Source organism: Streptomyces yunnanensis, from assembly GCF_029011865.1.
Lineage (GTDB): Bacteria > Actinomycetota > Actinomycetes > Streptomycetales > Streptomycetaceae > Streptomyces > Streptomyces yunnanensis.
In genome coordinates this window covers 3,234,251-3,260,667 of record NZ_CP095749.1, presented here as the reverse complement: position 1 = coordinate 3,260,667, position 26,417 = coordinate 3,234,251, and the positions used below count along the sequence as shown (strand labels likewise).

Annotated in this window: 23 protein-coding genes; 20 read left to right on the top strand and 3 right to left on the bottom strand. The window is 71.8% G+C overall.

The window, feature by feature from the left end; all coding sequences use genetic code 11:
- Window positions 1-218: 218 nt before the first annotated feature.
- The 17 genes from MOV08_RS14065 to MOV08_RS13985 all read left to right on the top strand — a co-directional run bounded on the left by MOV08_RS14065 (window position 219) and on the right by MOV08_RS13985 (window position 18,776).
- Window positions 219-809 carry a nitroreductase family protein gene (locus tag MOV08_RS14065; RefSeq protein WP_275307661.1) on the top strand — a complete coding sequence of 197 codons (591 nt, stop codon included), beginning with the start codon at window positions 219-221 and terminating at the stop codon, window positions 807-809.
- A complete protein-coding gene (gene albB, locus MOV08_RS14060) occupies window positions 769-1,086 on the top strand; it encodes an albonoursin biosynthesis protein AlbB (RefSeq protein WP_039632579.1) in 318 nt (105 codons plus the stop codon). Before MOV08_RS14065 ends, albB begins: the two co-directional genes overlap by 41 nt.
- Window positions 1,087-1,121: 35 nt before the next feature.
- The gene (locus tag MOV08_RS14055) at window positions 1,122-1,841 is read left to right on the top strand and encodes a tRNA-dependent cyclodipeptide synthase (protein WP_078875740.1); all 720 of its coding nucleotides are present in this window, start codon (window positions 1,122-1,124) and stop codon (window positions 1,839-1,841) included.
- A 178-nt stretch (window positions 1,842-2,019) separates the two neighbouring features.
- Window positions 2,020-2,748 (top strand): VC0807 family protein, encoded by a 729-nt coding sequence (locus MOV08_RS14050; protein WP_039632575.1) that lies wholly within the window; start codon window positions 2,020-2,022, stop codon window positions 2,746-2,748.
- Window positions 2,749-2,935: 187 nt separating this feature from the next.
- Window positions 2,936-4,312, top strand: a complete 1,377-nt coding sequence (gdhA, locus tag MOV08_RS14045; protein ID WP_052286734.1) for an NADP-specific glutamate dehydrogenase — start codon at window positions 2,936-2,938, stop codon at window positions 4,310-4,312.
- 101 nt (window positions 4,313-4,413) lie between these two features.
- On the top strand, window positions 4,414-4,956 hold the full coding sequence (locus tag MOV08_RS14040; RefSeq protein WP_275307660.1) for an LOG family protein: 543 nt from the start codon (window positions 4,414-4,416) through the stop codon (window positions 4,954-4,956).
- Window positions 4,957-4,990: 34 nt separating this feature from the next.
- Complete coding sequence (locus tag MOV08_RS14035) at window positions 4,991-5,680, top strand: SDR family oxidoreductase (RefSeq protein WP_039632571.1); 690 nt, start codon at window positions 4,991-4,993, stop codon at window positions 5,678-5,680.
- A gap of 100 nt (window positions 5,681-5,780) precedes the next feature.
- The gene (locus MOV08_RS14030) at window positions 5,781-6,245 is read left to right on the top strand and encodes a MarR family winged helix-turn-helix transcriptional regulator (protein ID WP_258018238.1); all 465 of its coding nucleotides are present in this window, start codon (window positions 5,781-5,783) and stop codon (window positions 6,243-6,245) included.
- 131 nt (window positions 6,246-6,376) lie between these two features.
- Window positions 6,377-7,777 carry an MFS transporter gene (locus MOV08_RS14025; RefSeq protein ID WP_275307659.1) on the top strand — a complete coding sequence of 467 codons (1,401 nt, stop codon included), beginning with the start codon at window positions 6,377-6,379 and terminating at the stop codon, window positions 7,775-7,777.
- Window positions 7,778-7,867: 90 nt separating this feature from the next.
- Window positions 7,868-8,881, top strand: a complete 1,014-nt coding sequence (locus tag MOV08_RS14020) for a methionine synthase (protein ID WP_275307658.1) — start codon at window positions 7,868-7,870, stop codon at window positions 8,879-8,881.
- 30 nt (window positions 8,882-8,911) lie between these two features.
- Window positions 8,912-11,128: an NAD-dependent DNA ligase LigA gene (gene ligA, locus MOV08_RS14015; protein ID WP_275307657.1), complete on the top strand. Its 2,217-nt coding sequence runs from the start codon at window positions 8,912-8,914 to the stop codon at window positions 11,126-11,128.
- 156 nt (window positions 11,129-11,284) lie between these two features.
- Window positions 11,285-13,393 carry a putative bifunctional diguanylate cyclase/phosphodiesterase gene (locus MOV08_RS14010; protein ID WP_275307656.1) on the top strand — a complete coding sequence of 703 codons (2,109 nt, stop codon included), beginning with the start codon at window positions 11,285-11,287 and terminating at the stop codon, window positions 13,391-13,393.
- 568 nt (window positions 13,394-13,961) lie between these two features.
- A complete protein-coding gene (gatC, locus tag MOV08_RS14005) occupies window positions 13,962-14,258 on the top strand; it encodes an Asp-tRNA(Asn)/Glu-tRNA(Gln) amidotransferase subunit GatC (protein WP_039632565.1) in 297 nt (98 codons plus the stop codon).
- A 2-nt stretch (window positions 14,259-14,260) separates the two neighbouring features.
- Window positions 14,261-15,754 (top strand): Asp-tRNA(Asn)/Glu-tRNA(Gln) amidotransferase subunit GatA, encoded by a 1,494-nt coding sequence (gene gatA / locus MOV08_RS14000; RefSeq protein WP_039632563.1) that lies wholly within the window; start codon window positions 14,261-14,263, stop codon window positions 15,752-15,754.
- Window positions 15,755-15,788: 34 nt separating this feature from the next.
- Complete coding sequence (locus tag MOV08_RS13995; protein ID WP_039632561.1) at window positions 15,789-16,031, top strand: hypothetical protein; 243 nt, start codon at window positions 15,789-15,791, stop codon at window positions 16,029-16,031.
- 31 nt (window positions 16,032-16,062) lie between these two features.
- Complete coding sequence (gene gatB / locus MOV08_RS13990; RefSeq protein ID WP_039632559.1) at window positions 16,063-17,571, top strand: Asp-tRNA(Asn)/Glu-tRNA(Gln) amidotransferase subunit GatB; 1,509 nt, start codon at window positions 16,063-16,065, stop codon at window positions 17,569-17,571.
- A gap of 278 nt (window positions 17,572-17,849) precedes the next feature.
- Window positions 17,850-18,776: an LLM class F420-dependent oxidoreductase gene (locus tag MOV08_RS13985; RefSeq protein ID WP_039632557.1), complete on the top strand. Its 927-nt coding sequence runs from the start codon at window positions 17,850-17,852 to the stop codon at window positions 18,774-18,776.
- A 23-nt stretch (window positions 18,777-18,799) separates the two neighbouring features.
- Here the strand turns inward: MOV08_RS13985 and MOV08_RS13980 are convergent, their stop codons facing one another.
- The 3 genes from MOV08_RS13980 to MOV08_RS13970 are packed head-to-tail and all read right to left on the bottom strand — an operon-like array spanning window position 18,800 to window position 21,017.
- On the bottom strand, window positions 18,800-19,804 hold the full coding sequence (locus MOV08_RS13980; RefSeq protein ID WP_275307655.1) for an aldo/keto reductase: 1,005 nt from the start codon (window positions 19,802-19,804) through the stop codon (window positions 18,800-18,802).
- On the bottom strand, window positions 19,801-20,199 hold the full coding sequence (locus MOV08_RS13975) for a DUF397 domain-containing protein (RefSeq protein ID WP_275307654.1): 399 nt from the start codon (window positions 20,197-20,199) through the stop codon (window positions 19,801-19,803). Before MOV08_RS13975 ends, MOV08_RS13980 begins: the two co-directional genes overlap by 4 nt.
- The gene (locus MOV08_RS13970; RefSeq protein ID WP_275307653.1) at window positions 20,196-21,017 is read right to left on the bottom strand and encodes a helix-turn-helix domain-containing protein; all 822 of its coding nucleotides are present in this window, start codon (window positions 21,015-21,017) and stop codon (window positions 20,196-20,198) included. Before MOV08_RS13970 ends, MOV08_RS13975 begins: the two co-directional genes overlap by 4 nt.
- Window positions 21,018-21,129: 112 nt before the next feature.
- Here MOV08_RS13970 and MOV08_RS13965 point away from each other — a divergent pair, with 112 nt between their 5' ends.
- The 3 genes from MOV08_RS13965 to MOV08_RS13955 all read left to right on the top strand — a co-directional run bounded on the left by MOV08_RS13965 (window position 21,130) and on the right by MOV08_RS13955 (window position 26,374).
- The gene (locus MOV08_RS13965) at window positions 21,130-21,561 is read left to right on the top strand and encodes an ATP-binding protein (protein ID WP_275307652.1); all 432 of its coding nucleotides are present in this window, start codon (window positions 21,130-21,132) and stop codon (window positions 21,559-21,561) included.
- Between the two features lie 148 nt (window positions 21,562-21,709).
- Window positions 21,710-23,827, top strand: a complete 2,118-nt coding sequence (locus tag MOV08_RS13960; protein ID WP_275307651.1) for a phosphocholine-specific phospholipase C — start codon at window positions 21,710-21,712, stop codon at window positions 23,825-23,827.
- Window positions 23,828-24,178: 351 nt separating this feature from the next.
- Entirely contained in the window at window positions 24,179-26,374 is a 2,196-nt protein-coding gene (locus MOV08_RS13955; protein WP_275307650.1) for an MMPL family transporter, read from the top strand.
- The last annotated feature ends 43 nt before the right edge of the window (window positions 26,375-26,417 follow it).

The following is a 26,417-nucleotide window of genomic DNA, read 5'->3' as shown; positions in this document are numbered from 1 at the left end:
CGAAAAATTGTTCCGCCGAACTGAATCGAACTCAGTCACCGGTCAGCCGGGCAGGCCGGTCGTGAATCCGGCCCCAGGGCAATCGATGCGCTTTTGCCTGCCGCCGGACCCGGCCGTGCCCGTGGATCCGTCCCGACGGGCGAGAACCGGTGAGGCGCCACCCATCAGATTCGCCGCACCGCGGCGGGTGTGAGGTGCGCCCAAAAAGAAAGGGATTGATGTTGGCTCACAGTTCATCTGAATCGCCGCCGGAATCCTTGCCGGACGCGTGGACGGTCCTCAAGACCCGTACCGCCGTCCGTAATTATGCGAAAGAGCCGGTCGACGACGCGCTGATCGAGCAGCTGTTGGAGGCCATGCTCGCCGCGCCGACCGCCTCCAACCGGCAGGCGTGGTCGTTCACGGTGGTGCGCAGGCCCGCCGCGGTCCGCCGGCTGCGCGCGTTCTCGCCCGGGGTGCTGGGAACCCCCGCCTTCTTCGTCGTGGCCTGCGTCGACCGCAGCCTGACCGACAACCTCTCCCCGAAGCTCTCGCAGAAGATCTACGACACCAGCAAGCTCTGTGTCGCCATGGCGGTGGAGAACCTGCTGCTCGCGGCGCACGCGGCCGGCCTGGGCGGATGCCCGGTGGGCAGTTTCAGGTCCGAGATCGTCAAAAGCATGCTCGGTATCCCGGAACGCATCGAGCCGATGCTCGTGGTCCCGATCGGCCGTCCCGCGACAGCCCTCGTCCCCTCCCAGCGCCGCGCCAAGAATGAGGTCGTCAACTATGAATCCTGGGGAAACCGTGCTGCCGCCCCAACTGCGTGAGGAGATCGCGCTCCTCGCCGTTTATCTGCTCAGCAGCGGTCGCGGACTCCTGGAGGAGCCGGCCGACTACGGAATTTACCGCTGTACCGACGGGGCCCGTCGGGCGCTCCAACTCCTCGACGAACACGGCGGGAGCACGGCACGGCTGACCGCTGTGCGCGAGCGTCTCGACGAGGTCATGTTCGCGCCGATGGGCGAGGACCGGGACATGGGCGCGATTCTGGACGACCTGTGTCGCCAAATGGCAGACGCTCTTCCGGAAATAGAAACCCCCTGACGCTGTCCGGGGCAACCCCAAAAGGACTTCTTAGCATGCTTGCAGGCTTAGTTCCCGCGCCGGACCACGGAATGCGGGAAGAAATACTTGGCGACCGCGGCCGAATGATCCGGCAACGCGGTGAGCACGCCCTCATCGGAATCAGTGCGGGCAACAGTTATTTCAGCCAGAAGAACACCATCATGCTGCTGCAATGGGCCGGGCAGCGTTTCGAGCGCACCGATGTCGTCTATGTCGACACCCACATCGACGAGATGCTGATCGCCGACGGCCGCAGCGCGCAGGAGGCCGAGCGATCGGTCAAACGCACGCTCAAGGATCTGCGGCGCAGACTCCGGCGCTCGCTGGAGAGCGTGGGCGACCACGCCGAGCGGTTCCGTGTCCGGTCCCTGTCCGAGCTCCAGGAGACCCCTGAGTACCGAGCCGTACGCGAGCGCACCGACCGGGCCTTCGAGGAGGACGCCGAATTCGCCACCGCCTGCGAGGACATGGTGCGGGCCGTGGTGATGAACCGGCCCGGTGACAGCGTCGGCCTCTCCGCGGAACACCTGCGGGCCGGTCTGAACTACGTGCTGGCCGAGGCCCCGCTCTTCGCGGACTCGCCCGGCGTCTTCTCCGTCCCCTCCTCGGTGCTCTGCTACCACATCGACACCCCGATCACCGCGTTCCTGTCCCGGCGCGAGACCGGCTTCCGGGCGGCCGAGGGGCAGGCGTACGTCGTCGTCAGGCCGCAGGAGCTGGCCGACGCGGCCTAGTCGAGAGGCGTCCGCAGGCGGATCTCCCTTCCCCGTCCGCTCCCGGTGCCGGCGCCGGCACCGGGAATGACAAATGTCATGGGGAGGACAGGACACTTGCTCCTGATGCGGAACGGGGTCCCTCGGCGAGGATGAGGGCGTAGGAAGACAGCACACGTCGCACGCCGGGGGACCCGTCATGACTCAAGCCGCCACCGCCACCGCCACCACGAGCCAGGGCAGGGCGCTCCTGCAGAGCCTGACGCCGCTGCTCGTGGACGCCGCGATCCCGCTCGGCTCGTACTTCCTCCTCGCCGAGGGCTTCGGCATGAGCACGGTCGCCGCGCTGGCCTGGAGCAGCGTGGTCCCGGCGCTGCGCACGATCTGGGGCCTGGCCCGGGAGCGGAAGGTCAACGGCCTCGCGCTGCTGATCCTCGTCGTCAACGTGGTGGGGTTGGCGACGAGCACCCTGACCGGCGATGCCCGGCTGATGATGGCCAAGGACAGCGGCGTCAGCAGCGTCGTCGGGATCGCGATCCTGCTCTCGGTGCGCGGCCGGCGGCCGCTGATGACCGCCGGGCTCCGGCCCTGGGTGACCAAGGGCGGCCCCGAGGGGAACGCCGCATGGGACCGGCTGTGGGCGCGCAGCGCGCGGTTCCGGCAACTGGAGCGGCGGTTCTCGGCGGTCTGGGGGAGCGCCCTGCTGATCGAGTGCGTGGTCAAGGTCGTCGGTGCGTACGCCCTGCCGGTGCACATCATGGTGTGGCTGGGCACGGTGCTGACGGTGGTGGCGATCCTGCTGGCCATGGTGGTCGCGGGCGGCAGCTGCGCCGAGCCGATGGAGCAGATGGTCAAGGCCGAGGTCCGGGCCGCCGGCGAGGCCGGCGCGGCGGGGAACGCCGAGCCGGCGCCGGCCGCCGCGGCCTGAGACCGCACGGCGCGGGAGTTGGGGAAATCGCGTACAGGATTGGCGCGTCGAGCACCCCCGCCCTCGATGGGCCGGTCCCCGGCGCATAGGGTCGGCGATGCGACGGGACATCGGAGCCCCGCGTCGACGGTTCAACGGCGATCCGGACGGCACGCGGCTTTCGTCGGCCACGAAGGGAACGGAAGTCATGCCGACTGTTCACACGGGGGTCACGCAGAGCGGTCTCACCGCCGAGCTGGCTTCCCTGCACGCCGAGCTCGTCCGTCGGAATCCCGGTGAAGCGGAGTTCCACCAGGCGGCCCTGGAGGTCCTCGAAACGCTGGCACCGGTGCTCACCGCCCGGCCGGAGTTCGCGGACGCCAAGGTCCTGGAGCGGCTGGTCGAACCGGAGCGGCAGATCATGTTCCGCGTGCCCTGGCAGGACGACTCCGGCAAGATCCGGGTCAACCGCGGCTTCCGGGTGGAGTTCAACAGCGCGCTCGGCCCGTACAAGGGCGGCCTGCGGTTCCATGCGTCCGTCAACCTCGGCATCGTGAAGTTCCTCGGCTTCGAGCAGATCTTCAAGAACGCCCTGACCGGGCTGAACATCGGCGGCGGCAAGGGCGGCAGCGACTTCGACCCGCACGGCAGGTCGGACGCCGAGGTGATGCGCTTCTGCCAGTCCTTCATGACCGAGCTGCACCGTCACCTGGGGGAGCACACCGACGTGCCGGCCGGCGACATCGGCGTCGGCGGCCGGGAGATCGGCTACCTCTTCGGCCAGTACCGGCGGATCACCAACCGCTGGGAGGCCGGCGTCCTGACCGGCAAGGGCCTGGCGTGGGGCGGCTCCAAGGCCCGTACGGAGGCCACCGGTTACGGCAATGTGCTGTTCACCGAGGAGATGCTCAAGCAGCGCGGCGAGGAGCTGGACGGCCAGCAGGTGGTGGTCTCCGGGTCCGGCAACGTCGCCATCTACACCATCGAGAAGGCCCAGGCGCTCGGCGCCAACGTCCTGACCGTCTCGGACTCCGGCGGCTACGTCGTCGACGAGAAGGGCATCGACCTGGCGCTGCTCAAGCAGATCAAGGAGGTCGAGCGCGGCCGGGTCGGCGACTACGCGCAGCGGCGCGGCAGTTCGGCCAAGTACGTCGCCGGCGGGAGCGTGTGGGACGTCGCCTGTGACGTGGCCCTGCCGTCGGCCACCCAGAACGAGCTCGACGCGGACGCCGCCCGGATCCTGGTCCGCAACGGCGTCAAGGCGGTCTCCGAGGGCGCCAACATGCCCACCACCCCGGAGGCGGTGGCGCTGCTGAAGGAGGCCGGCGTGGCCTTCGGCCCGGGCAAGGCCGCCAACGCCGGCGGGGTGGCGACCAGCGCGCTGGAGATGCGGCAGAACTCCGCCCGCGAGGCGTGGTCGTTCGAGCGCGCGGAGGGCGAACTCGCCGCCATCATGCGGGGGATCCACGACACCTGCCACCAGACCGCCGAGCGCTTCGGGCGGCCCGGTGACTACGTGGCCGGCGCCAACATCGCCGGCTTCGAGCGGGTCGCGGACGCGATGCTGGACCAGGGCCTGATCTAGACGCCCCGCCGGGCCCGGCCGCGGAACCGCTCCGCGGCCGGGCCCGGTGTCCTTCCCCGCGCCCCGTCGGGCGGCCGCCGCGTGCCCGTAGGCTGAACGGCATGAATATCTGCGTCTTCTGTTCCGCCGCCGACCTCGATGACCGCTATGTGGTGCCCGCCCGTGAATTCGCCGAATCGATCGGCCGGGGCGGACATGCCCTGGTCTGGGGCGGTTCGGACACCGGACTGATGAAGGTCATGGCGGACGGCGTCCAGGAGGCCGGCGGGAAACTGCTCGGGGTCTCCGTGGAGTTCCTGGCGGACAAGACGCGCGCCAACGCGGACGAGATGGTCGTCACCAAGGACCTCGCCGAGCGCAAGGCGCAGCTGCTGGCGCGGGCCGACGCCATCGTCGTCATGGTGGGCGGCACCGGCACGCTGGACGAGGCGACCGAGATCCTGGAGCTGCGCAAGCACGGGATGCACAGCAAGCCGGTGGTGCTGCTGAACACCGCCGGTTTCTACGACGGGCTCAAGGCCCAGTTCGAGCGGATGGAGGCGGAGGGCTTCCTGCCCGTTCCCCTCTCCGAGCTGGTGTTCTTCGCCGAGGACGGTGCGGGCGCGCTGGCCCACCTGGAGGCGTGGGCGGGCGCCGCGGGCTGACCCGCTCCCGGGGGCACGCCGTAGGATCGCCTCCATGGGTACGCACTTGATCACGGGCGCCGGATCGGGCATCGGAGCGGCGGTCGCGCGGCGGCTCGCCGAGCGCGGTGAGGAGCTGTGGCTGCTGGCGCGCGACGTCGGCCGGGCCAAGGAGTTGGCGGAACGGTTCCCCGGGGCGCACACCCTCGTCGGTGACCTCGCCACCCCCGAGAAGCTCGACTGGGCGCTCGGGCACCAACGGCTGCCGGAGCGGCTCGACTCGATCCAGCACATCGCGGGCGTCATCGAGCTGGGTGCGGTCGGCGACCTGCCGGCCAAGGCGTGGCAGCGGCAGCTGGCGGTCAACCTCGTCGCGCCCGCCGAGATCACCCGGCTGCTGCTGCCGCTGGTCCGGATCGCCAAGGGTGACGTGGTCTTCGTCAACTCCGGTGCCGGGCTCACCGCGAACCCCAACTGGGGCGGGTACGCCGCGAGCAAGCACGGCCTGAAGGCGCTGGCCGACGCGCTGCGCGCGGAGGAGCACGACAACGGCGTCCGGGTCACCTCGATCTACCCGGGGCGCACCGCCACGCCCATGCAGGAGAGCACCCACCGCCAGGAGGGCAAGGCGTACGACGCGTCCCGGTGGATCGACCCGGAGTCGGTGGCCACGGCCATCCTCACCGCGATCGACCTGCCGCGGGACGCGGAGATCAAGGACCTGGTGGTCCGGCCGGGCCGCTGACCGCGGCCGGCCCCGGGGCTCCCGGGGCCGCCCGGCGGTCCGTCCGCCCCGACCGGACGTCGCCCCCGTGCCTCGCGCGGGGGCGACGTACGCTTCAGGGGTGACCACGTCAAGGGCGACCACCGAAGCGAAGACCACCGCCGCGGCGGGGTGCGGGTTCCGGGAGATCAGGGGGCTGGTCACCGAGCTGAGCCGCCGCCTGGACGCCCACCAGCGCAGCCGGATCGCGGAGCTGGACCTGACGCCGACGCAGGCGAAGGCGCTGGAGGAGCTGGGCGAGCCCAAGACCGCGCGGGAGTTGGCCGCGGTGCTGTGCTGCGAGCCGCCGAACGTCACCTATGTCATCTCCAAGCTGGAGAAGCAGGGGATGGTGGTCCGCCGCCCGCACCCGGCGGACGGGCGCGCCAAGCAGCTGGTGCTGACCGAGGCCGGTCGGGAGCTGCGGCTGGACCTGCTGCGGCGGATGGGCACAGAGTCCCCGCTGGACCACCTCTCCCACGAGCAGCGCAGCGCGCTCCGCGACGAACTCCTCAGAGCGCTGGGCCGCGCTACGGACGCGGCCTAGAGCGCGTCCGCCGTCCTGCCGAAGGCCCCCGGCATCGTCCCGGGGGCCTTCGGCGTTTCTTGGTATCGCTTCGATAAAGTTATAGCTGTAACCATCGCCCGCGATGGATAGATACAGCTATAACTAAATCCATGATCACTGAGAACGCGGCGCCGCGCGCGACGGCGAGCACCCCCACCCGTCCCGCACCCGCCGGCGGAGCCGCCCAACTCGTCGTCCTGGCCCTGGGGTTCGTGATGGCGAGCCTGGACACCGGCATCATGAACGTCGCCGCGCACGACCTCCAGGCCCGGCTCGGGCTGACCATGTCCGGCCTCACCTGGGTCGTCGACGGCTACGTCCTCGCCTTCGCCGCACTGCTGCTGCTCGCCGGCTCGCTCGCCAAGCGGTTCGGCGCCCGGCGGATCTACCTCGTCGGGCTGGCCGTCTTCACCGCCGCGTCCCTGCTGGGCGCCGCGGCGCCGGGCGGCGGCGCCCTGGTGGCGGCCCGCTTCGCCCAAGGGGCGGGCGCCGCGCTCTTCATGCCCAGCTCGCTGTCGCTGCTGATGAACGCCTTCCCGGAGTCGGCCCGTCGGGCGAAGGTGCTCGGCGTCTGGTCCGCGATCGTCTCCACCTCCGTCGGCCTGGCACCGACCGTCGGCGGCCTGCTCGTCGGCACCCTCGGCTGGCGCAGCATCTTCCTGGTCAACCTCCCCATCGGGATCGCCGGACTGCTGCTCACCCGCCGGGTGATCGCCGCCGTCCCGGGCACCGGCGCCCCGCTCGGCGGCACCGGCCACGTCCTCGGCCTGCTCGCCCTCGGCTCGCTCAGCTACGCCCTCATCGAGGGGCCCGCCGCCGGCTGGGCCGCCCCCGGCGTCCTGGCGGCGTTCGCGGTGGCCGTGCTCGCCGCCGCCGGCTTCGTGGTCCGGGAACGCACCGCCCGCACCCCGGTCCTGCCCGTCACCCTCTTCGCCGACAGCCGCTTCTCCGCCGCCAACGCGGTCGGCTTCCTCTTCAACTTCGCCTTCTACGGGGCGCTGTTCGTCCTCGGGCTCTTCCTCCAGACGGGCCGCGGCGCCGACGCGGTGACCGCGGGTCTGCAGATGCTCCCGGCCGTCCTCGTCATCCCGATCGGCAACGTGCTCTACACGCGGATCGCGCCGCGCACCGGCAACCAGGCCGCGCTCACCGTCTCCCTGGCCCTCTCCGCCGCCGGCTACCTCCTGCTCTTCCTGGTCCTCTCGCCGACCCTGCCGTACGGGGTGATCGCGGCGGTGCTGGCCGTCACCAACATCGGCAGCGGGATCAGCTCCCCGGCGATGACCGGCGTCCTGATGGAGGCCGCGGGCCGCGAGCACGCCGACATCGGCAGCGCGACCCTCAACGCCAACCGCCAGGTCGGCTCGCTGGTCGGCATCGCCGGCATGGGCGCGATCCTGACCGGCGCGGGCGACGCCTACCAGGGCACCGGATACGCCTTCGCGCTGACCGCGGTGGCCCTGGCGGCCGCGGCGGCGGTCGGCTGGTTGGGCGTCCGCGGCCGGCGCTGACCCGGGCGCGGCGTTCGCGCCGGGCGTACGGAGGTGGGCCGGGTGGGGCTGGGGCGGCCCGCCCGGCCCACCGCCGCATACCCTTCCGGGGTGAGCGAGAACACCAGGCACAAGTGGGCCGCGGGCGCGGCGACCGGCATCGGATCGATGCCGGGCGGCGACGCGCGCGAAGCGGCGAAGACCGTCACCGGATCGCTGGAGGACTTCCCCCATCTGCCCGAGCTCCCGGCCCGGGGGCCCGGCGCCGACATGATCGGCCGCACCCTGGGCCTGCTCGTCGAGCTCTACGCCCATGTGGAGCCCAGCGGCTGGCGGATCAGCGACCGGCCCGGCCGCGACACCCGCCGGGCCCGCTCCTGGCTCGGCGAGGACCTCGACGCCCTGGAGGAGTTCACCCAGGGATACGGGGGACCGCTGAAGGTCTCCGCGGTCGGCCCGTGGACCCTGGCCGCCGCCCTGGAGCTGCGCAACGGCGAGGCGGCGCTCGGCGACCCCGGGGCCTGCCGGGACCTCACCGAGTCGCTCGCCGAGGGACTGCGCGGCCATCTCGCCGAGGTTCGACGGCGGATGCCGGGCGCCGAAATCGTCCTCCAGCTCGACGAGCCGTCGCTGACCGCGGTGCTCCAGGGGCGGGTGAGGACCGCGAGCGGCTACCGCACCCACCGGGCCGTGGACCGCGCGGTCGTCGAGGGCGCGCTGCGCGACCTGGTCGGGGCGGCGGACGGCGCACCGGTCGTGGTCCATTCCTGCGCGCCCGAGGTGCCGTTCGCACTGCTGCGGCGGGCCGGTGCGACCGGCATCTCGTTCGATGCCGCGCTGCTCACCGAGCGTGAGGACGAGGCGCTCGGCGAGGCGGTGGAGGCCGGCACCGCGCTGTTCGCGGGCGTGGTGCCGGGCGTGGACGGTCGATTGTCAGACCCTGCCGGTAGCGTCATGGGTGTCCGGACGCTGTGGCGCAGGCTGGGGCTGGCACCGGGACTTCTCGCGGAGTCCGTGGTGGTCACCCCGTCGTGCGGTCTGGCGGGCGCCTCGCCCGCCTACGCCCGCGCGGCGCTCGCCCACTGCGTCCGGGCGGCGAGGTCACTCGCAGACAACCCTGAGTGACCGCCCTCAAGGACACGGGAGGACAAGACGGTGGCTGGCGAACAGCACGCGGCGGCATCCGAGGTGCCCGCCGCGGCACGGGAGAAGCACGCGCAGCTCGCTGAGCAGATCGAGGAGCACCGCTTCCGGTACTACGTGAAGGACGCCCCGGTCGTCAGCGACGCGGAGTTCGACAGGCTGCTGCGCGCCCTGGAGGCCCTGGAGGAGACCCATCCCGAGCTGCGCACCCCGGACTCCCCGACCCAGAAGGTCGCCGGGTCGTACGCCACGGAGTTCACCGAGGTCGCGCACCGCGAGCGGATGCTCTCGTTGGACAACGCCTTCGACGACGAGGAGCTGTCGGCCTGGGCCGAGCGGATCGCCACCGAACTCGGCGGCGACGCCAAGGGCGCCGGCTACCACTTCCTGTGCGAGCTGAAGGTCGACGGCCTCGCGGTCAACCTCACCTACGAGCACGGCCGCCTCACCCGCGCCGCCACCCGGGGCGACGGCCGCACCGGCGAGGACATCACGCCCAACGTCCGCACCATCGCCGAGATCCCGCACCGCCTCCAGGGCGACCGGGTCCCCGAGCTGGTCGAGATCCGCGGGGAGGTCTACTTCCCGATGGAGAAGTTCCTGGAGCTCAACGAGCGCCTGGTGGCCGACGGCAAGCCGCCGTTCGCCAACCCCCGCAACGCCGCGGCCGGTTCGCTGCGCCAGAAGGACCCCAAGGTCACCGCCACCCGCCCGCTGCACATGGTGGTGCACGGCCTCGGCGCCCGCGACGGCCTGGCGATCGACCGCCTCTCCGAGGCGTACGACCTGCTCAAGGAGTGGGGCCTGCCCACCGCCACGCACAACCGCGTGGTGGACTCCCTCGCCGCGGTACGGGAGTTCATCGCCCACTACGGCGACCCCGAGACCCGCCGCACGGCCGTCGAGCACGAGATCGACGGCGTCGTGGTCAAGCTCGACGAGATCCGGCTCCAGGGCCGGCTGGGCGCCACCTCGCGGGCGCCGCGCTGGGCGATCGCCTGGAAGTACCCGCCGGAGGAGGTCAACACCAAGCTGGTGGACATCCGCGTCGGCGTCGGCCGCACCGGACGGGTCACGCCGTACGCGGTCGTCGAGCCGGTCACCGTGGCCGGTTCCGAGGTGGAGTTCGCCACCCTGCACAACCAGGACGTGGTCAAGGCCAAGGGCGTCCTGATCGGCGACACCATCGTCATCCGCAAGGCGGGCGACGTCATTCCGGAGATCCTCGGCCCGGTCGTCGACCTGCGGGACGGCACCGAGCGGGAGTTCGTGATGCCCGCCGAGTGCCCCGAGTGCGGCTCGGCGCTCCAGCCCGCCAAGGAAGGCGACATCGACCTGCGGTGCCCCAACGCCCGGTCCTGCCCCGCCCAGATCCGCGAGCGGCTGTTCTACCTCGCCGGCCGCAAGTGCCTGGACATCGAGAACTTCGGCTATGTCGCCGCCACCGCCCTCAGCCAGCCGCTGGAGCCCGCCGAGCCGCCGCTGACGGACGAGGGCGGCCTGTTCGACCTCTCCGTCGAGGAGCTGCTGCCCATCAAGTCCCATGTCCTCGACCCGGACACCGGCCTGCCCAAGCGCGACCCGAAGACCGGCGAGGAGAAGGTCGTCACCTTCTTCGCCAACCAGAAGGGCGAGCCGAAGAAGAACACCCTGGCCATGTTGGAGAACATCCAGGCGGCCAAGGAGCGCCCGCTGGCCCGGATCCTCACCGGGCTGTCGATCCGTCACGTGGGCCCGGTGGCGGCGCAGGCGCTGGCCCGGGAGTTCCGCTCGATCGACCGGATCAGGGAGGCGAGCGAGGAGGAACTGGCGGCCGTGGAGGGCGTCGGCGGCACCATCGCCGCCTCCCTCAAGCAGTGGTTCGCCGTGGACTGGCACCAGGAGATCATCGAGCGCTGGCGGGCCGCGGGCGTCCGTATGGAGGAGGAGCAGTCGGGTGAAACGGGCCCGCGTCCCCTGGAAGGCGTCACCGTCGTGGTAACGGGCACACTTCAGTCACACACCAGAGATGGCGCGAAAGAAGCGCTACAGGCTCTTGGTGCGAAGGTGACCGGATCCGTTTCCAAGAAGACCGGATTCGTAGTGGTGGGCGACAACCCCGGTTCGAAGTACGACAAAGCCATGCAGTTGAAGGTCCCCGTGTTGGACGACGACGGCTTCGCTGTGCTGCTGGAGCAGGGTCCCGAGGCGGCACGAGCGGTAGCTGTCACTCCGCCTGAGGAGGAGTGAGGTGTCACCCCATCGGCGCATACCAGATTGATCTGGGAGGCCGGGTCGCATTCGGGCAACCGCTGCGGATCGCTGCCCGCAGCGGCCTTCCGCGTCCTACTGTTGACGTGTGCGCCTGCCGTGGCGCGGGCACAGCCGGCTGTGAGAGGGATCGGAATGAAACCGACCGACAGCGCCGCTCCGGCGTCGCGGCTCCGCCGGCTTGTGGTGCCCGCGTTGCCCGCGGCCATCGTCATGGCGGCGGGCGTGGTGCTCGCCGCCGGTGTGCTCCACTCGCTCGGCGACGGCGAGCCGTTGTTCCCCGCCGGAGCCATCGGCTGGTCGCTGGCGGTCCTGACCGGCGTCATCGTCGGCCATCTGGTCGCCCTCGGCCGGGACCGGTGGTGGGGCGGCACCGGTTCCGGGGCGGCCCTCGCCCTCGCCGTGCTCCTGCTCTACGGCTGGGTGCCGGCCATCCTGGTCAGCCTCTCCGTCGTGGTCCTGGTCGGCGCCGCCCGACGGCAGCGCTGGCGACAGGCCGTGGTCCACGGGGCAGTTGACCTCCTCGGCATCGGCGCCGCGGCGCTCGGCCTGGTCGTCTGCGGGGTGCAGCCCAGCGTCCGTCGGCCCTGGACGCCCGATGCCTGGGACCTCTCCGTCCTGCCCGAGGTCCTCGTGATGGCGGGGAGCTATCTCCTCGTCAGCCGGGGGCTGCTGTGGTGCAGTCGGCTGCCGCTCGGTGGCGGCCTGCCCGCCATCGCCCGCCCTGCGGTGGTGCGGCAGGCCCTGGTCGGCATCGCCCTGGTCGGCATCTCCCCGCTGATCGCGGTGTGCGCGGTGGGCGCCCCGCTGCTGCTGCCGCTGTTCGCGGTCCCGCTGATCGCGCTGGACTCCACCCTGTGGATAGCCAGGGCCCGTGCCGAGGAGCAGCTGCGCGACCCGCTCACCGGCCTGCCCAACCGCCAGTGGTTGCTGGAGCGCACCTGGACGGCCCTGGACGAGGCCGAGCGGGCCGGCACCCGTGCCGCCCTCGTCCTCATCGACCTCGACCGCTTCCGCTCCGTCAACGACACCCTCGGGCACCTCGCCGGCGACCGCCTGCTGCTCCAGATCGCCGACCGGCTGCGGCACGCCCTCCCGCGCGGCGCCGAGGCCGCCCGGCTCGGCGGCGACGAGTTCGCCGTCCTGCTGCCCGCCACCGACTCCCTCACCAGCTCCCAGCGGGTCGCCCGCAACCTCGTCGCGGCCCTCAGCTCCCCGCTGGACCTCGACGGACTGACCCTCGTGCTCGAAGCCAGCGCGGGGGTCGCGGTCTTCCCCGAACACGCGCTGGACGCCGAAGGGCTGCTGCGCCGCGCCGACGTGGCGATGTACCAGGCCAAGCGGGACCGCAGCGGCGTCGAGCTCTACGAGGCCAAGCGGGACGGCAACACCCCCGACCGGCTCGGCCTGCTGGGCGATCTGCGGCGCGCCCTGGACGCCGGCGACGTCGAGCTGCACTACCAGCCCAAGGTCCGCTTCGACGGCCATGTCTCCGGACTGGAGGCGCTGGTCCGCTGGGTCCACCCGGACCGCGGCCGGGTCCCCCCGGACGAGTTCATCGCCATCGCCGAGTCCTCCGGCCTGATGCCCCGGCTCACCGAGTACGTCCTGGAGACCGCGCTCGCCCAGGTGGCCCGCTGGCGCGCGATGGGCCTGGAGGTCCCGGTCGCGGTGAACGTCTCACCGCGCGACGTGCACTCCCCGGGCTTCGCCGGCGCGGTCGCCGCCCGGCTCGCCCGACATCGCGTCCCACCCGGCGCCCTCCAGTTGGAGATAACCGAGCACGTCCTCCTGGAGGACCCGCAGCGGGCCGCCGACACCCTGGCCGGGCTCACCGCGCACGGCGTGAAGATGTCCCTGGACGACTTCGGCACCGGCTACAGCTCCCTGGTCCACCTGCGGCGCCTGCCGGTCAGCGAGCTCAAGATCGACCGCTCTTTCGTGGCCCGGCTGGCCGTCGACACCGAGGACGCCGAGATCGTCCGCTGCACCCTCGACCTGGCCCACTCGCTGGGCCTGCTGGTCGTCGCCGAGGGCGTCGAGGACGACGAGACCTGGGAGCGGCTGCGCGACCTGGGCTGTGACGCCGTCCAGGGCTGGCTGGTGGCCGCCGCCATGCCACCGGACGAGACCACGGCCTGGTTGCGGGCCCGTGGTGAGCACGGGTGGCGCCGTGCGTCGGAGACGTCCGCCCTCACGGCGGAGAAGGCAGCCGAGCGCCCTTCGGGACAGGTCCTGAACTGACCCGGCCACCGGCCGTCCCAACTCCCCGCTCCGACACCACCGCCCAAGCCCAGAGCCCGACCCAGGACCCGAAACCGGATCCTGACCCGGAACCAGACCCGGAGCCGAAACCGGACCAGCCCGCGCCGGACCAACCGGCATCGCACCAGCCGGCCCCGGCCGACTCCGCACCGGACCAGTCGGCCCCGGCCGACCCCGCACCCGAGCGACCCGCGCCGGACGCCCCCGGACCGGGCCTGCCGGCGCCGCGGGAACCGGGTGCGCCCGGCTCCAGAACAAACGATCCGCCAGCCGGTGCTCCGGGCGAGGCGGAGCCGCCGGACGCCCCCCGGCCCCCGGCGGCGGCCGGCTGACCGCCACCGCCACGGGGCCGTCGGGCGGTCCCGCCGGACCGTCCGACGGCCCCGCGGAACGCTCCGTTGCAGCGGTCCGGCGAAAGCGTTTCGCGGCGGCGTTCCCCTACGCCATAGGATTGGGCCGGAATACTCCTGCGGAGAATTCGCCTAGAAATCTCCTTCCGGAACACTCCGCCCAGAACACTCCACCGAAAACACCAGAGGATCGCTGCATGCCTGGCATCACGCGCGAGGAGGTCGCCCACCTCGCCCGGCTGGCACGTCTGGAGCTGAAGGACGAAGAGCTCGACCACTTCGCCGGACAGCTCGACGACATCATTGGCGCGGTCGCCCGCGTCTCCGAGGTCGCCGGTCAAGACGTTCCGCCGACCTCCCACCCGCTGCCGCTGACCAATGTCATGCGGTCGGACGAGGTCCGTCCGTCGCTCACCCCCGAGCAGGCGCTCTCCGGCGCCCCCGCTCAGGAGCAGCAGCGTTTCAAGGTGCCGCAGATCCTGGGGGAGGAGTGATCATGGCAGACCTGATCAAGCTCACCGCCGCAGAGATCGCGGCGAAGATCGCCGCCGGCGAGCTCACCGCCGTCGAGGTGACCGAGGCCCACCTGGCCCGCATCGAGGCCGTCGACGAGAAGGTGCACGCCTTCCTGCACGTGGACCGCGAGGGCGCGCTGGCCCAGGCCCGCGCCATCGACGAGAAGCGGGCCCGCGGCGAGAAGCTCGGCCCGCTGGCCGGTGTCCCGCTCGCGCTGAAGGACATCTTCACCACCCAGGACATGCCGACCACCGTCGGCTCGAAGATCCTCGAAGGGTGGATGGCGCCCTACGACGCCACGCTGACCAAGAAGCTCAAGGACGCCGACGTCGTCATCCTCGGCAAGACCAACATGGACGAGTTCGCCATGGGGTCGTCGACGGAGAACAGCGCCTACGGGCCGACCGGCAACCCCTGGGACCTCACCAAGATCCCCGGCGGCTCCGGCGGCGGTTCCTCCGCCGCCCTCGCCTCCTTCCAGGCCCCGCTGGCCATCGGCACGGACACCGGCGGGTCGATCCGTCAGCCCGCCGCCGTCACCGGCACCGTCGGCGTCAAGCCCACCTACGGCGGGGTCTCCCGCTACGGCATGGTGGCCTTCTCCAGCTCCCTGGACCAGGGCGGCCCGTGCGCCCGCACGGTGCTGGACGCGGCGCTGCTCCACGAGGCCATCGCCGGCCACGACCCGCTGGACTCCACCTCCATCGACGCCCCGGTCCCGCCGGTCGTCGAGGCGGCCCGCAACGGCAGCGTGGACGGGATGCGGGTCGGCGTCGTCAAGCAGTTCCGCGGCGAGGGCTACCAGCCCGGCGTGCTCCAGCGCTTCGACGAGACGGTCGCGCTGCTCACGGAGCTGGGCGCCGAGGTCGTCGAGCTGGACTGCCCGTCCTTCGACCTGGCACTGGCCGCGTACTACCTGATCGCGCCCTCCGAGTGCTCCTCCAACCTCGCCCGCTTCGACGCCATGCGCTACGGCCTGCGGGTCGGCGACGACGGCACGAAGTCCGCCGAGGAGGTCACCGCGCTGACCCGCGAGGCCGGCTTCGGCCCCGAGGTCAAGCGCCGCATCATGCTCGGCACGTACGCGCTCAGCTCCGGCTACTACGACGCGTACTACGGCAGCGCCCAGAAGGTCCGCACGCTGATCACCCGCGACTTCGAGCGGGCCTTCGAGCAGGTCGACGTGATCATCTCGCCGACCACGCCGACCACCGCGTTCCCGATCGGCGAGCGCACCGACGACCCGATGGCGATGTACCTCGCCGACGTGTGCACCATCCCCGCCAACCTGGCGGGCAACGCCGCCATGTCGCTGCCCTGCGGACTGGCTCCCGAGGACGGGTTGCCGGTGGGGCTGCAGATCATCGCCCCGGCCATGGCCGACGACCGGCTGTACAAGGTCGGCGCCGCGGTCGAGTCCGCGCTCACCGGGAAGTGGGGCCACCCGCTCATCGAGGAGGCCCCGGCCCTGTGAGCGGAGCTGTCAACGACCTGCTGGAGGAGACGCTGTGAGTGGAAAGCTGGCCAAGGCCAAGAACTTCAAGAAGTCCAAGCCCGGCACCTACCTGTCCATCGGCACCACGCTGTTCGGCGCGGTGAGCGTCGTCAAGCAGGCGAAGAAGGCCAAGGGGGAGCAGGACATGCTCCAGCTGGTCGACGCCGTCGTCTCCGCCGCCGCCATCGTCACCGGTGTCGCCCTGCTCGTCCGCGAACTGCGTCGTCTCAACGACGACGACGTCCTCGCGGGCTGAGCGGCGCCGGACCTGAGAGGTTAGTTTCACCGTGACTGTCACCGACCTGGTGCCGTACGAGGACGCGCTGGCCACCTACGACCCCGTGATGGGTCTGGAGGTGCACGTCGAACTCGGTACCAAGACCAAGATGTTCTGCGGGTGCGCAACCACCCTGGGCGCCGAGCCCAACGCGCAGACCTGCCCCACCTGCCTGGGCCTGCCCGGCTCCCTCCCGGTCGTCAACGCGACCGGCGTGGAGTCCGCGATCAAGATCGGCCTGGCACTGAACTGCTCCATCGCCGAGTGGTGCCGCTTCGCCCGGAAGAACTACTTCTATCCGGACATGCCGAAGAACTTCCAGACCTCCCAGTACGACGAGCCGATCGCCTTCGACGGCTACCTCGACGTGCAGCTGGAGGACGGCGAGGTCTTCCGCGTCCACATCGAGCGCGCCCACATGGAGGAGGACACCGGCAAGTCCACCCACATCGGTGGGGCGACCGGCCGGATCCACGGCGCGCGGCACTCGCTGCTGGACTACAACCGTGCCGGCATCCCGCTCATCGAGATCGTCACCAAGCCGATCGAGGGCGCCGGCGAGCGGGCCCCCGAGGTCGCCAAGGCGTACGTCGCCGAGCTGCGCGAGCTGATCCGGGCGCTGGGCGTCTCCGAGGCCCGCATGGAGATGGGCCAGATGCGCTGCGACGTGAACCTCTCGCTGCGCCCCAGGGGCACCGAGAAGTTCGGCACCCGCTCGGAGACCAAGAACGTTAACTCGCTGCGCTCCGTGGAGCGGGCCGCCCGGTACGAGATCCAGCGGCACGCCGCGGTGCTCTCCTCCGGCGGCACGATCATCCAGGAGACCCGGCACTTCCACGAGGACGACGGCTCCACCACCTCGGGCCGGGTCAAGGAGGAGGCGGAGGACTACCGCTACTTCCCCGAGCCCGACCTGGTGCCGGTGGCCCCGTCCCGTGAGTGGGTCGAGGAGCTGCGGGCCACCCTGCCCGAGCTGCCGCGGGTCCGCCGCAACCGGCTGCGCGAGGAGTGGGGCGTCTCCGAGCTCGACATGCAGTCGATCCTCAACGCCGGGGCGGTCGACCTGATCGTCGCCACCGCCGACGCCGGCGCGGACGCCGCCGCGGCCCGCAAGTGGTGGATGGGCGAGCTGGCCCGCCGCGCCAACGAGGACGGGGTGGAGCTGGCCGCGCTGCCGATCACCCCGGAGCAGGTCGCCCGGGTCGCCGCGCTGGTCGCCGACGGCTCGCTCAACGACAAGCTGGCCCGGCAGGCCATCGAGGGCGTGCTGGCCGGCGAGGGCGACCCGGACGCGGTCGTCGAGAAGCGCGGGCTGAAGGTCGTCTCCGACGAGGGTGCGCTCGGCACCGCCGTGGACGAGGCGATCGCCGCCAACGCCGCCATCGCCGACAAGATCCGCGGCGGCAAGGTCGCCGCGGCCGGTGCCCTGGTCGGCGCGGTCATGAAGGCCACCCGCGGCCAGGCGGACGCGGCCCGCGTGCGCGAGCTGATCCTGGAGAAGCTGGGCGTCGAGGGCTGATCCCGTGGAGCCCCGTAGGGGAGGGGCGAACGGATCCCGTAGGGGATGCGGGCGCCCCCTACGGGGCCACAACGGATCCACGGATCCCTGGATTCCCGAGCCCGCCACCAGTGGGTCGTGAGCGGCCGCCCTTCCACCTGGAGGGGCGGCCGCTTCCGCATACTGGCGCGAGGGTCCGAACTTCCTCCGTCACGGCGGAATGCCGCGCCCCTCCCCGGTGCTGTCACTGGAAAAGGATCAAGGGGAGCAACGCTCGCCGGAGAGTGGAGGAGTGAGCGATGGCGCAGCAGGACACCACCGCACCGGAGCCCCGGGAGGTCGCCGCGCGGCTCGGCCGGGTCGGGGTCTGGCACGGCGGGATCGGCCGGTTGTCGGCCGCGGCGGAACGGGAGTTCGCGGCGGAGGTGGAGCGGCTGGGGTACGGCGCGCTGTGGTTCGGTGAGGCGCAGGCCACCAAGGAGGCGTTCGCGCACGCCGGGCTGCTGCTGGCCGCCACCGAGCGGCTGACCGTCGCCACCGGCATCGCCAACATCTGGGTCCGGGACGCCACCGCGATGAACGCCGGCGCACACACCCTCGCCGAGGCGTACGACGGCCGGTTCCTGCTGGGCCTGGGCGCCAGTCACGCCCCGCAGGTCAACGGCCGCGGCCACACCTACGCCAAGCCGCTCGCCGCGATGCGCTCCTACCTGGAGGCGATGGACGAGGCCACGTACGAGGGCCCGGTGGCCACGCCGCCCGCCCGGGTGCTCGCCGCGCTGGGCCCCAAGATGGTGGAGCTGGCGGGGGAGCGGGCCGCGGGCGTGCACTCGTACTTCGTCACGCCCGAGCACACCGCCGGCGCCCGCGAGATCCTGGGCGGCACCCCGCTGCTCGCGCCCGAGCAGGCCGTCCTGCTGGAGACCGACCCGGCGACCGCCCGCGCCCTGATCCGCGAGCACCACCTCGGCTTCTACCTGGCGCTGCCCAACTACGTGAACAGCCTGCGACGGCTGGGCTTCGACGACGACGACTTCACCGGCGGCGGCAGCGACCGCCTGGTCGACGCGATCGTGGCCTGGGGCGACGTGGACGCGATCCGGCGGCGGGTGCGGGAGCACCACGACGCGGGCGCCGACCATGTGGCGCTCCAGCCGATCGTCGCCGACCGCGGCCTGGGCCTCGACCAACTCCGGGAACTGGCACCGGCGTTGCTGGATCAGTGACCGAGGGGTCGGTGGCCGAGGGGTCAGTGGCCGAGGCGGGCCAGGGCGGCGAGCGGATAGCGCTCGCCGGCCACCGCGCCGTCGGGCACCGCCGCCCGGAGCCGCTCCACCTGCTCCGGGCCGAGCACGAGGTCGGCCGCGGCCGCGTTCTCCTCCAGATAAGCCCGGCGCTTGGTACCGGGGATCGGCACGATGTCCTCGCCCTGGGCGAGCAGCCAGGCGAGGACGGCCTGCGCCGGTGTGCAGCCGAGGGACTCGGCGACGGCGCGGACGGCACGCACCAGCGCGAGGTTGTGCGCGAGGTTCTCGTCCGCGAACCGCGGCCACCGGCGCCGGGCGTCGTCGGCGGTGAGGTCGTCGAGGGAGGTCAGCGCGCCGGTCAGCATCCCGCGCCCGAGCGGTGAGTACGCGACGACGCCGATGCCCAACTCCCGGCAGGTGGCCAGCATGTCGCCCGCCAGCACTTCCCGGGTGAAGAGGGAGTGCTCCAGCTGTACGGCGCTGATGGGGTGGACGGCATGGGCCCGACGCAGCGTCTGAGGGCTCACCTCGCTCAGCCCGAGATGGCGCACCGAACCCTCCGCGACCAGCTCCGCCATGGCGCCGACCGTCTCCTCGATGGGGACGGCCGGGTCGCGGCGGTGCATGTAGTAGAGGTCGATCCGGTCCGTCCCCAGGCGGCGCAGCGAGGCGTGGCACGCCGTGCGCACCCAGGCGGCCGAGGTGTCGACCTCGTTCACCCGCCCCGTCGCCGCGTCGTGCCGCAGCCCGAACTTGGTCGCGACGACCAGCCCGTCCCGCACGGTGGCCGGCCGGCCACCCAACCACCGCCCGAGGAACTCCTCGTTGGCGCCCCGCCCGTACGCGTCCGCGGTGTCGAGCAGGGTCACCCCGAGCTCGACCGCCCGGTCGAGGGTACGGAGCGACTCGGCGTCGTCCGGCACGCCGTACGAGGTCGACATCCCCATGCAGCCGAGTCCGAGCGCGGAGACGGTTGGTCCGTGGGAGCCGAGCCGCCGCCGCTTCACGGCCGCGCCGCGACGTCGGCGAGGAACGCCCCCCACGCATCGGCGTCGAGCGTGAGCACGGGCCCGCCGGGGTTCTTGGAGTCGCGGATGTGGATGGTGAGGTGGGGGCCCGGAGAGGCGGCTACTGTGACGCAGTTGCCGCCTGCACTGCCGCTGTAACTGGACTTGCGCCAGTCGTAGGCGGCTTCGAGGCAGTTGCCGCCTTCGTCGCTGCTGTGGCTCGACTTGCGCCAGGCGCGGGCGACTTCCAGGCAGTTTCCACCCTCGTCGCCGCTGTAGCTGGACTTGCGCCAGTTGTAGGCGGCTTCGAGGCACGCGCCGCCCTGATCGCTGCTGTAGCTGGACTTGAACCAGGTCAGATCGTCCGAGGTGTGTGGAGCAGCTGCGCTGGTCATGACCCTCCTAGCAGATCGTCCAGCAGGCTCATGGTCTCCTCGGGTGTGAGAGCCTGCGAGCGCAGCATTCCATACTTTTGTTGGAGCTCACTGACCCGATCAGGGTCTTCGTGGAGGAAGCTGGTCAGCTGCCCTTCGACGTAGGCCAGGTGATCGTGATCGGGTGTCTCCAGCAGGATCATTGGTCCCGCAAGTCCAGCGTGATTTGCTCGACTTGTCGGCACGACCTGCAACCCGAGGAAGGGAAGCTCTGCGCATTGCCGCAGGTGTCGGATCTGGTCCCGCAGAACGTCGGCTCCTCCGACGGGTCGGTGCAGGATCACTTCCTCCAGGATGAAGTTCATCATCGGCGGGGGCTTGCGGGTCAGGGCCCTCTGCCGACTGAGTCGACCTGTCACCCATTCCTCAAGCTGCTCCGCGTCAATCGGTGGATAGAGGCAGTCGAAGACCGCGCGTACATACGCTTCGGTCTGCAACAGCCCAGGTACGACCTGGTTTTCGTACCACAGCAGTGTCAGCGCCTCCTCCTCGTACTCCAGATAGTCCTGTACGAATGCCGGCAGCTTCTCCCTAACCGGCACCTTCGCCACCGCAACCGCCAACGCCCCCTTCGTGTCGAGGATTTCGTCGAACGCCTCGGCCAGGTCGATCTTCAGCGCTCTGCGGCCCTGCTCGATTGAGCCGATGGTGTCCTCGTGGACGCCCGCCGCCTCGGCCAGTGCCGGTTGCGTCAACCGGGCCGCCCTGCGGAAGTGGCTCAACTGGGCGCCGATCACGTGCCATGACGTGATCCGCTTCGGTTTGTTCGGCTGGTGCATGCCGCTTGCCTTCCCCCCGTCGTGACCGACTGATGCGACGCGAAGTCGTACATCGCATCTGTACGAAATCACGCTGTGGTCCAGCGTAATCACGCCCAGTGACAGTGGGGTCATGCAAGAGGAGATTCAGGTCGTGCGGATCCGGACGGCGCGCTATCGGCGGGAGCGCCGTTCCGTGTCGCTGGCCAGGGAGTTCGCGCGCATGGCGCTCGCGGACTGGGACCGGAAGGACAGGGCGGACGACATCGTGCTCTGCGTGAGCGAACTGGCCACGAACGCGTTGCTGCACGGCGTACCGCCGGGGCGCGAGTACCGGCTGTGGCTGGCGCTGGGGGCGGTGGACGGCGTGCTGCGGGTCGAGGTGCACGACAGCGGGGGCGGCGAGCCGCGGGTGCCGGAGCGGGGTGGCGCGTGGACCGAGGAGTGCGGGCGCGGGCTGCTGCTGGTGGCCGCGCTCGCGGACGCCTGGGGCGTCGAGGGGCGGGTGCCCGGCAAGGTCGTGTGGTGCGAGTGGTGGCCGGAGGGGGCCGGGCGTCTCGCGTGACGGGAGACGGATCGCGAGCCGTTTCCAAAGTCGTCACCCCGATACCTATCGCATGTCATGGTCGCCCACTACCGTCCCGGTCGCACCATCTCAATGGGCTGACCGAAGACCATAGGAAGGCCATTGACTGTCGACTGGGAGGTCGGGCGTGGCACCGGAGGTATCTCGTAGGCGGGTACTGGGAGTTGGCGCGGCGGCGGCCGGCGCGGCGGTGGCCGGGTCGCTGCTGCCGCCGTCGCTCCAGCAGGCGCTGGCGCAGGACGCGGCCCACCCCGTGCGGCAGCGCGGGGGCGGGCTCCGCGAGATCGAGCACGTCGTCGTCCTGATGCAGGAGAACCGTTCCTTCGACCATTACTTCGGCATGCTGCGCGGGGTCCGCGGCTTCGGCGACCGCAACGCCGTCGAGCTGCCCGGCGGGCGGAGCGTCTTCGAGCAGCCGGGGCCGCTGGGCGTCCGGCACGTGCTGCCCTTCTCGGTGCGCGACGCGGCCGCCGCACAGAAGAAGGACCTCCAGTACATCGGGAATCTGGACCACAGCTGGGAGGGCGGCCACCGGGCCTGGAACGGCGGCTGGATGAACAACTGGATCGCCGCCAAGTCGTCCGCCACGATGGCGCACTACGACCGCCGGGACGTCCCGCTGCACTACGAGCTCGCCGACACCTTCACGGTCTGCGACGCGTACCACTCCTCGATCCACTCCTCCACCAGCCCCAACCGCAACCACCTGGTCAGCGGCTGGACCGGCTTCGAACCGGGCAACGGCAAGCGCGCGGTGGGCAACGACGCCTACGACGAGGACAAGCACACCGGCTATACCTGGACGACCTACCCCGAGCGCCTGGAGAAGGCCGGCCACAGCTGGCGGGTCTACCAGGAGTGGGACAACTTCACCGACAACAACCTGGAGTTCTACGCCTCCTTCAAGGCGGTCGCGCACAAGGCCCTGGCCAAGGTGGACGGGGTGCACAACATGACCGCCTACTACGGCAGGCTGGCCGGCGCGGGCGAGGCCGAGCGCACCCGGCTGGCGGGCCTCCTGGAAGAGGGCGTCAAGGCGCTGAGCCGGGCCGAGCGCAGTCTGTTCGAGCGGGCGTTGCGGCGCGGCGAGCCGCAGTCCACCGCCGCCGCGTTCGCCGCCGACGTGGCGAGCGGCAAGCTGCCCGAGGTGTCCTACATCGTCCCGTCCGCGGCCGACTCCGAGCACCCCGGCGCGTCCTCGCCCATCGAGAGCGCCACCCTCGTCTACAAGATCCTGGACGCGCTCGGCAGCCACCCGGAGGTCTGGCGGCACACCGCCCTCTTCCTGACGTACGACGAGAACGACGGGTTCTTCGACCACGTGCCGCCGCCGGTGCCGCCGGCCGGGACGGACGGGGAGTTCTGGGAGGGACAGCCGGTCGGGCTCGGGATGCGGGTGCCGATGCTGGTCATATCGCCCTGGACGGTGGGGGGTTACGCCTGCTCGCAGGTGTTCGACCACACCTCGATCACCCGCTTCCTGGAGCGCTGGACCGGGGTGCGGGAGCCCAACATCGGCGCCTGGCGGCGGACCGTCTGCGGCGACCTGACCGCCGCCTTCGACTTCTCGCGGCGCCGGAAGCAGCCGGCGGTCCACCGACCCGGCCCGATCCCCCCGTTCAGCGGCCGGTGGAAGCCGAATCCGCCACTCCACCAGGCGCTGCCCGAGCAGGAGACCGGCACCCGGCCGGCCCGGGCGCTGCCCTATCAGCCGGACGCCGACGGCGGCTTCGACCCGGGCGCCGGCACCTTCCGGCTGGCCGTCCGCAACGGCGGCCCCGCCGCGGCGCACCTGGCGCTCCACCCGTACGCCAAGGAGTTCGACGCGCCCCAGCACCGCGACGTGCGCCGGCCGGCGGAGTGGGCGGTGCCGGTCAAGGGCGGCGCCTACCGCTTCACGCTGACCGGGCCCAACGGCTTCCGGCGGGAGTTCGCCGGCAGCGCCGCGGGCGCCGCCGCGGCCGTCCGGATCAGCACCCGGATCGACGTCGCGCGGCGGGAGCTGCACCTCACCCTCGTCAACCCCGGCACCACCGACCTGACCGTCACCCTGACCCCGCTCGCCTATGCGCACACCGCGCCCCGGACGCTGACCGTGAAGGCCGGCGGCACCCGCACGGTCGCGCACACCGCGGACGAGGCGCACGGCTGGTACGACCTGGGGCTGAAGATCGCCGAGGACGACTCCTTCCACCGCCGGCTGATGGGGCACGTGGAGAACGGCGAGGAGTCGGTCACCGGCTGAGGGACCGGCTGATTGAGGAACCGGCTGAGGCGCGGGGGCCGCGAGGGCGGGGGAGCGGAGCGCGGGGGGCGGTGCGGAGCGGGGAGAAAGTCCGTTAAGGGGCTTTTGCCCGGGCATAACCGCCCGATAAACAGGCCGGGTTGCCTTCTGCGCCGCCTCTGTGGGGAAGTCCACAAAGAGGACAAAGGATCTTTCCGGGCTGGCACCCTGCACTCGGACGCGGGACCGTCGCGCTGGTAAGCGGCGCCGGGTGGCCCCGCGCCGCCCGTCCCGCACACCTCTGTCCGTCCGCGTTCGGCACCCCCCGCTCCCGGGAGCTTTCGGCGCACGACCCGACCCGGGAAGCAGCCTGTGACCGCTCTGGCCCGCTGGTGCCTCAGGCGCCGCCTCGTGGTGATCCTCCTCTGGCTGGCCGCGGTCACCGGGACGGCCGCCGCCGCGGGCCTGGCCGGATCCGCGTACTCCACCGACTACGGAGTCCCCGGCACCGAATCCGGGCGGGCCGGCGCCCTGCTGGCGAAGGCGTTCCCGGACCGCGCAGGGGACACCGACACCATCGTCTGGCACACCGCCACCGGGAGCGTCCGCTCCGCCGCGGTCCGCGCGACCATGGCGCACACCCTGGCCGAGGTCGCCGAGCTGCCCGGCGTCGCCGGCGTGCAGAGTCCCTACGGCCCCGGCGGCGGCCGGCAGATCAGCCACGACGGCCACACCGCCTACGCCTCGGTGAGCTTCCGCAGCGCGCCCGATGACCTGCCCGCGGCCCAGGCCCGCGCGGTCGTCAGCACCGCCCGGGCGGCGGCCGGCAACGGCCTCCAGGTCGAGCTGGGCGGTGCCGGGATCGCCGTCACCCAGGCGCCGCAGGAGCGGCTGCCGGAGCTCATCGGGCTGGTCGCGGCGGCCGTGGTGCTCTTCCTCGCCTTCGGGTCGCTCGCCGCGACCCTGCTGCCGATCGTCACCGCGTTGGCCGCGGTCGGCACCGCCGCCGCCGGCATCAGCCTGCTCGGCCACGTCATGACCGTCGCCGACTTCGCCCCGATGCTGGGCACGCTGATCGGCCTCGGCGTGGGCATCGACTACGCGCTCTTCATCGTCACCCGCCACCGCAAGGGACTGCGCGCCGGACTCTCCGTCCAGGAGTCCGCCGAACGCGCCGTGGCGGTATCCGGGCGCGCGGTGGTCTTCGCCGGTGCCACCGTCTGCATCGCCCTGCTCGGCATGCTCACCCTGCGGCTGGGCTTCCTCAACGGGGTCGCGCTGGCCGCCTCGCTCACCGTCGTGCTCACCGTGGCCGCCTCCGTCACCCTGCTGCCCGCGCTGCTCGGCGTGATCGGGACCCGGGCGCTGGGCCGGCGCGAGCGCCGCCGGCTGGCCGCCGAGGGGCCGCGGCCCGACCGGCGCACCGGCCCGGCCGCCCGCTGGGCCGGCTTCGTCGCCCGCCACCCCAAGCTCCTCGGCGCCGCCGCGTCCGCCGTGATGCTCACTCTGGCGCTGCCCACCCTCGGCCTCCACCTGGGCACCTCCGACCAGGGCAACGACCCGGCCACCGCCACCACCCGCAAGGCGTACGACCTGCTGGCGGACGGCTTCGGGCCCGGATTCAACGGGCCGCTGACGCTGGTCGGTTCGCTCGACGGCGCCACCGACCGGCTCGCCTTCGACAAGCTTCCGGGCACCCTCCGGGACACCCCCGGCGTCGCCCAGGTCAGCGGCCCGGAGTTCGGCGCCGGCCACGCCACCGGCGTGATCACCGTCGTCCCGGACAGCGCACCGCAGTCCCAACGGACCTCCGACCTGGTCGACCGGCTGCGCACCGACGTGCTGCCGGCCGCCACCGACGGCACCACGCTCCAGGTGCGGGTCGGCGGGGTCACCGCCGGCTACGACGACTTCGCCGACGTCATCGTCGGCAAACTGCCGCTCTTCCTGGGCGCCGTGATCGGCCTGGGCTCCGTCCTGCTGCTGCTCGCCTTCCGCAGCATCGGCATCCCGCTCAAGGCCGCGCTGATGAACCTCGCGGCCGTCGCCGGCGCCTTCGGGGTCGTCGTCGCGATCTTCCAGTGGGGGTGGGGGAGCGAGGCACTGGGGCTGGGCAGCGCGGGTCCCGTCGAGCCGTTCCTGCCGGTCATCATGATCTCGGTGCTGTTCGGGCTCTCCATGGACTACCAGGTCTTCCTGGTCAGCCGGATGTACGAGGAGTGGCGGCGGACGGGCGACAACCGGCGGGCGGTACGGGTCGGGCTCGCCGAGACCAGCAGGGTGATCAACTCGGCCGCGGTGATCATGATCGCGGTCTTCGGGGCCTTCGTGCTCAGCGGTGACCGGATCATCGCCATGTTCGGCATTGGCCTCGCCGCGGCCGTCGCCCTGGACGCCTTCGTCCTCCGCACGCTGCTGGTCCCCGCCCTGATGCACCTGCTGGGCGGCGCCAACTGGTGGCTGCCGGCCTGGCTGGACCGCCGGCTGCCGCGCCTGAGCATCGAACCGCCGCCGGAGCCCGCCGCGGCCGCCCCGCCGGCGGACGACCGGCCGCCGGTGGCGGTCTGACGCCCGCAGCCCGGGCCGGGCCGATTCTCATCGGTCTCTCAGA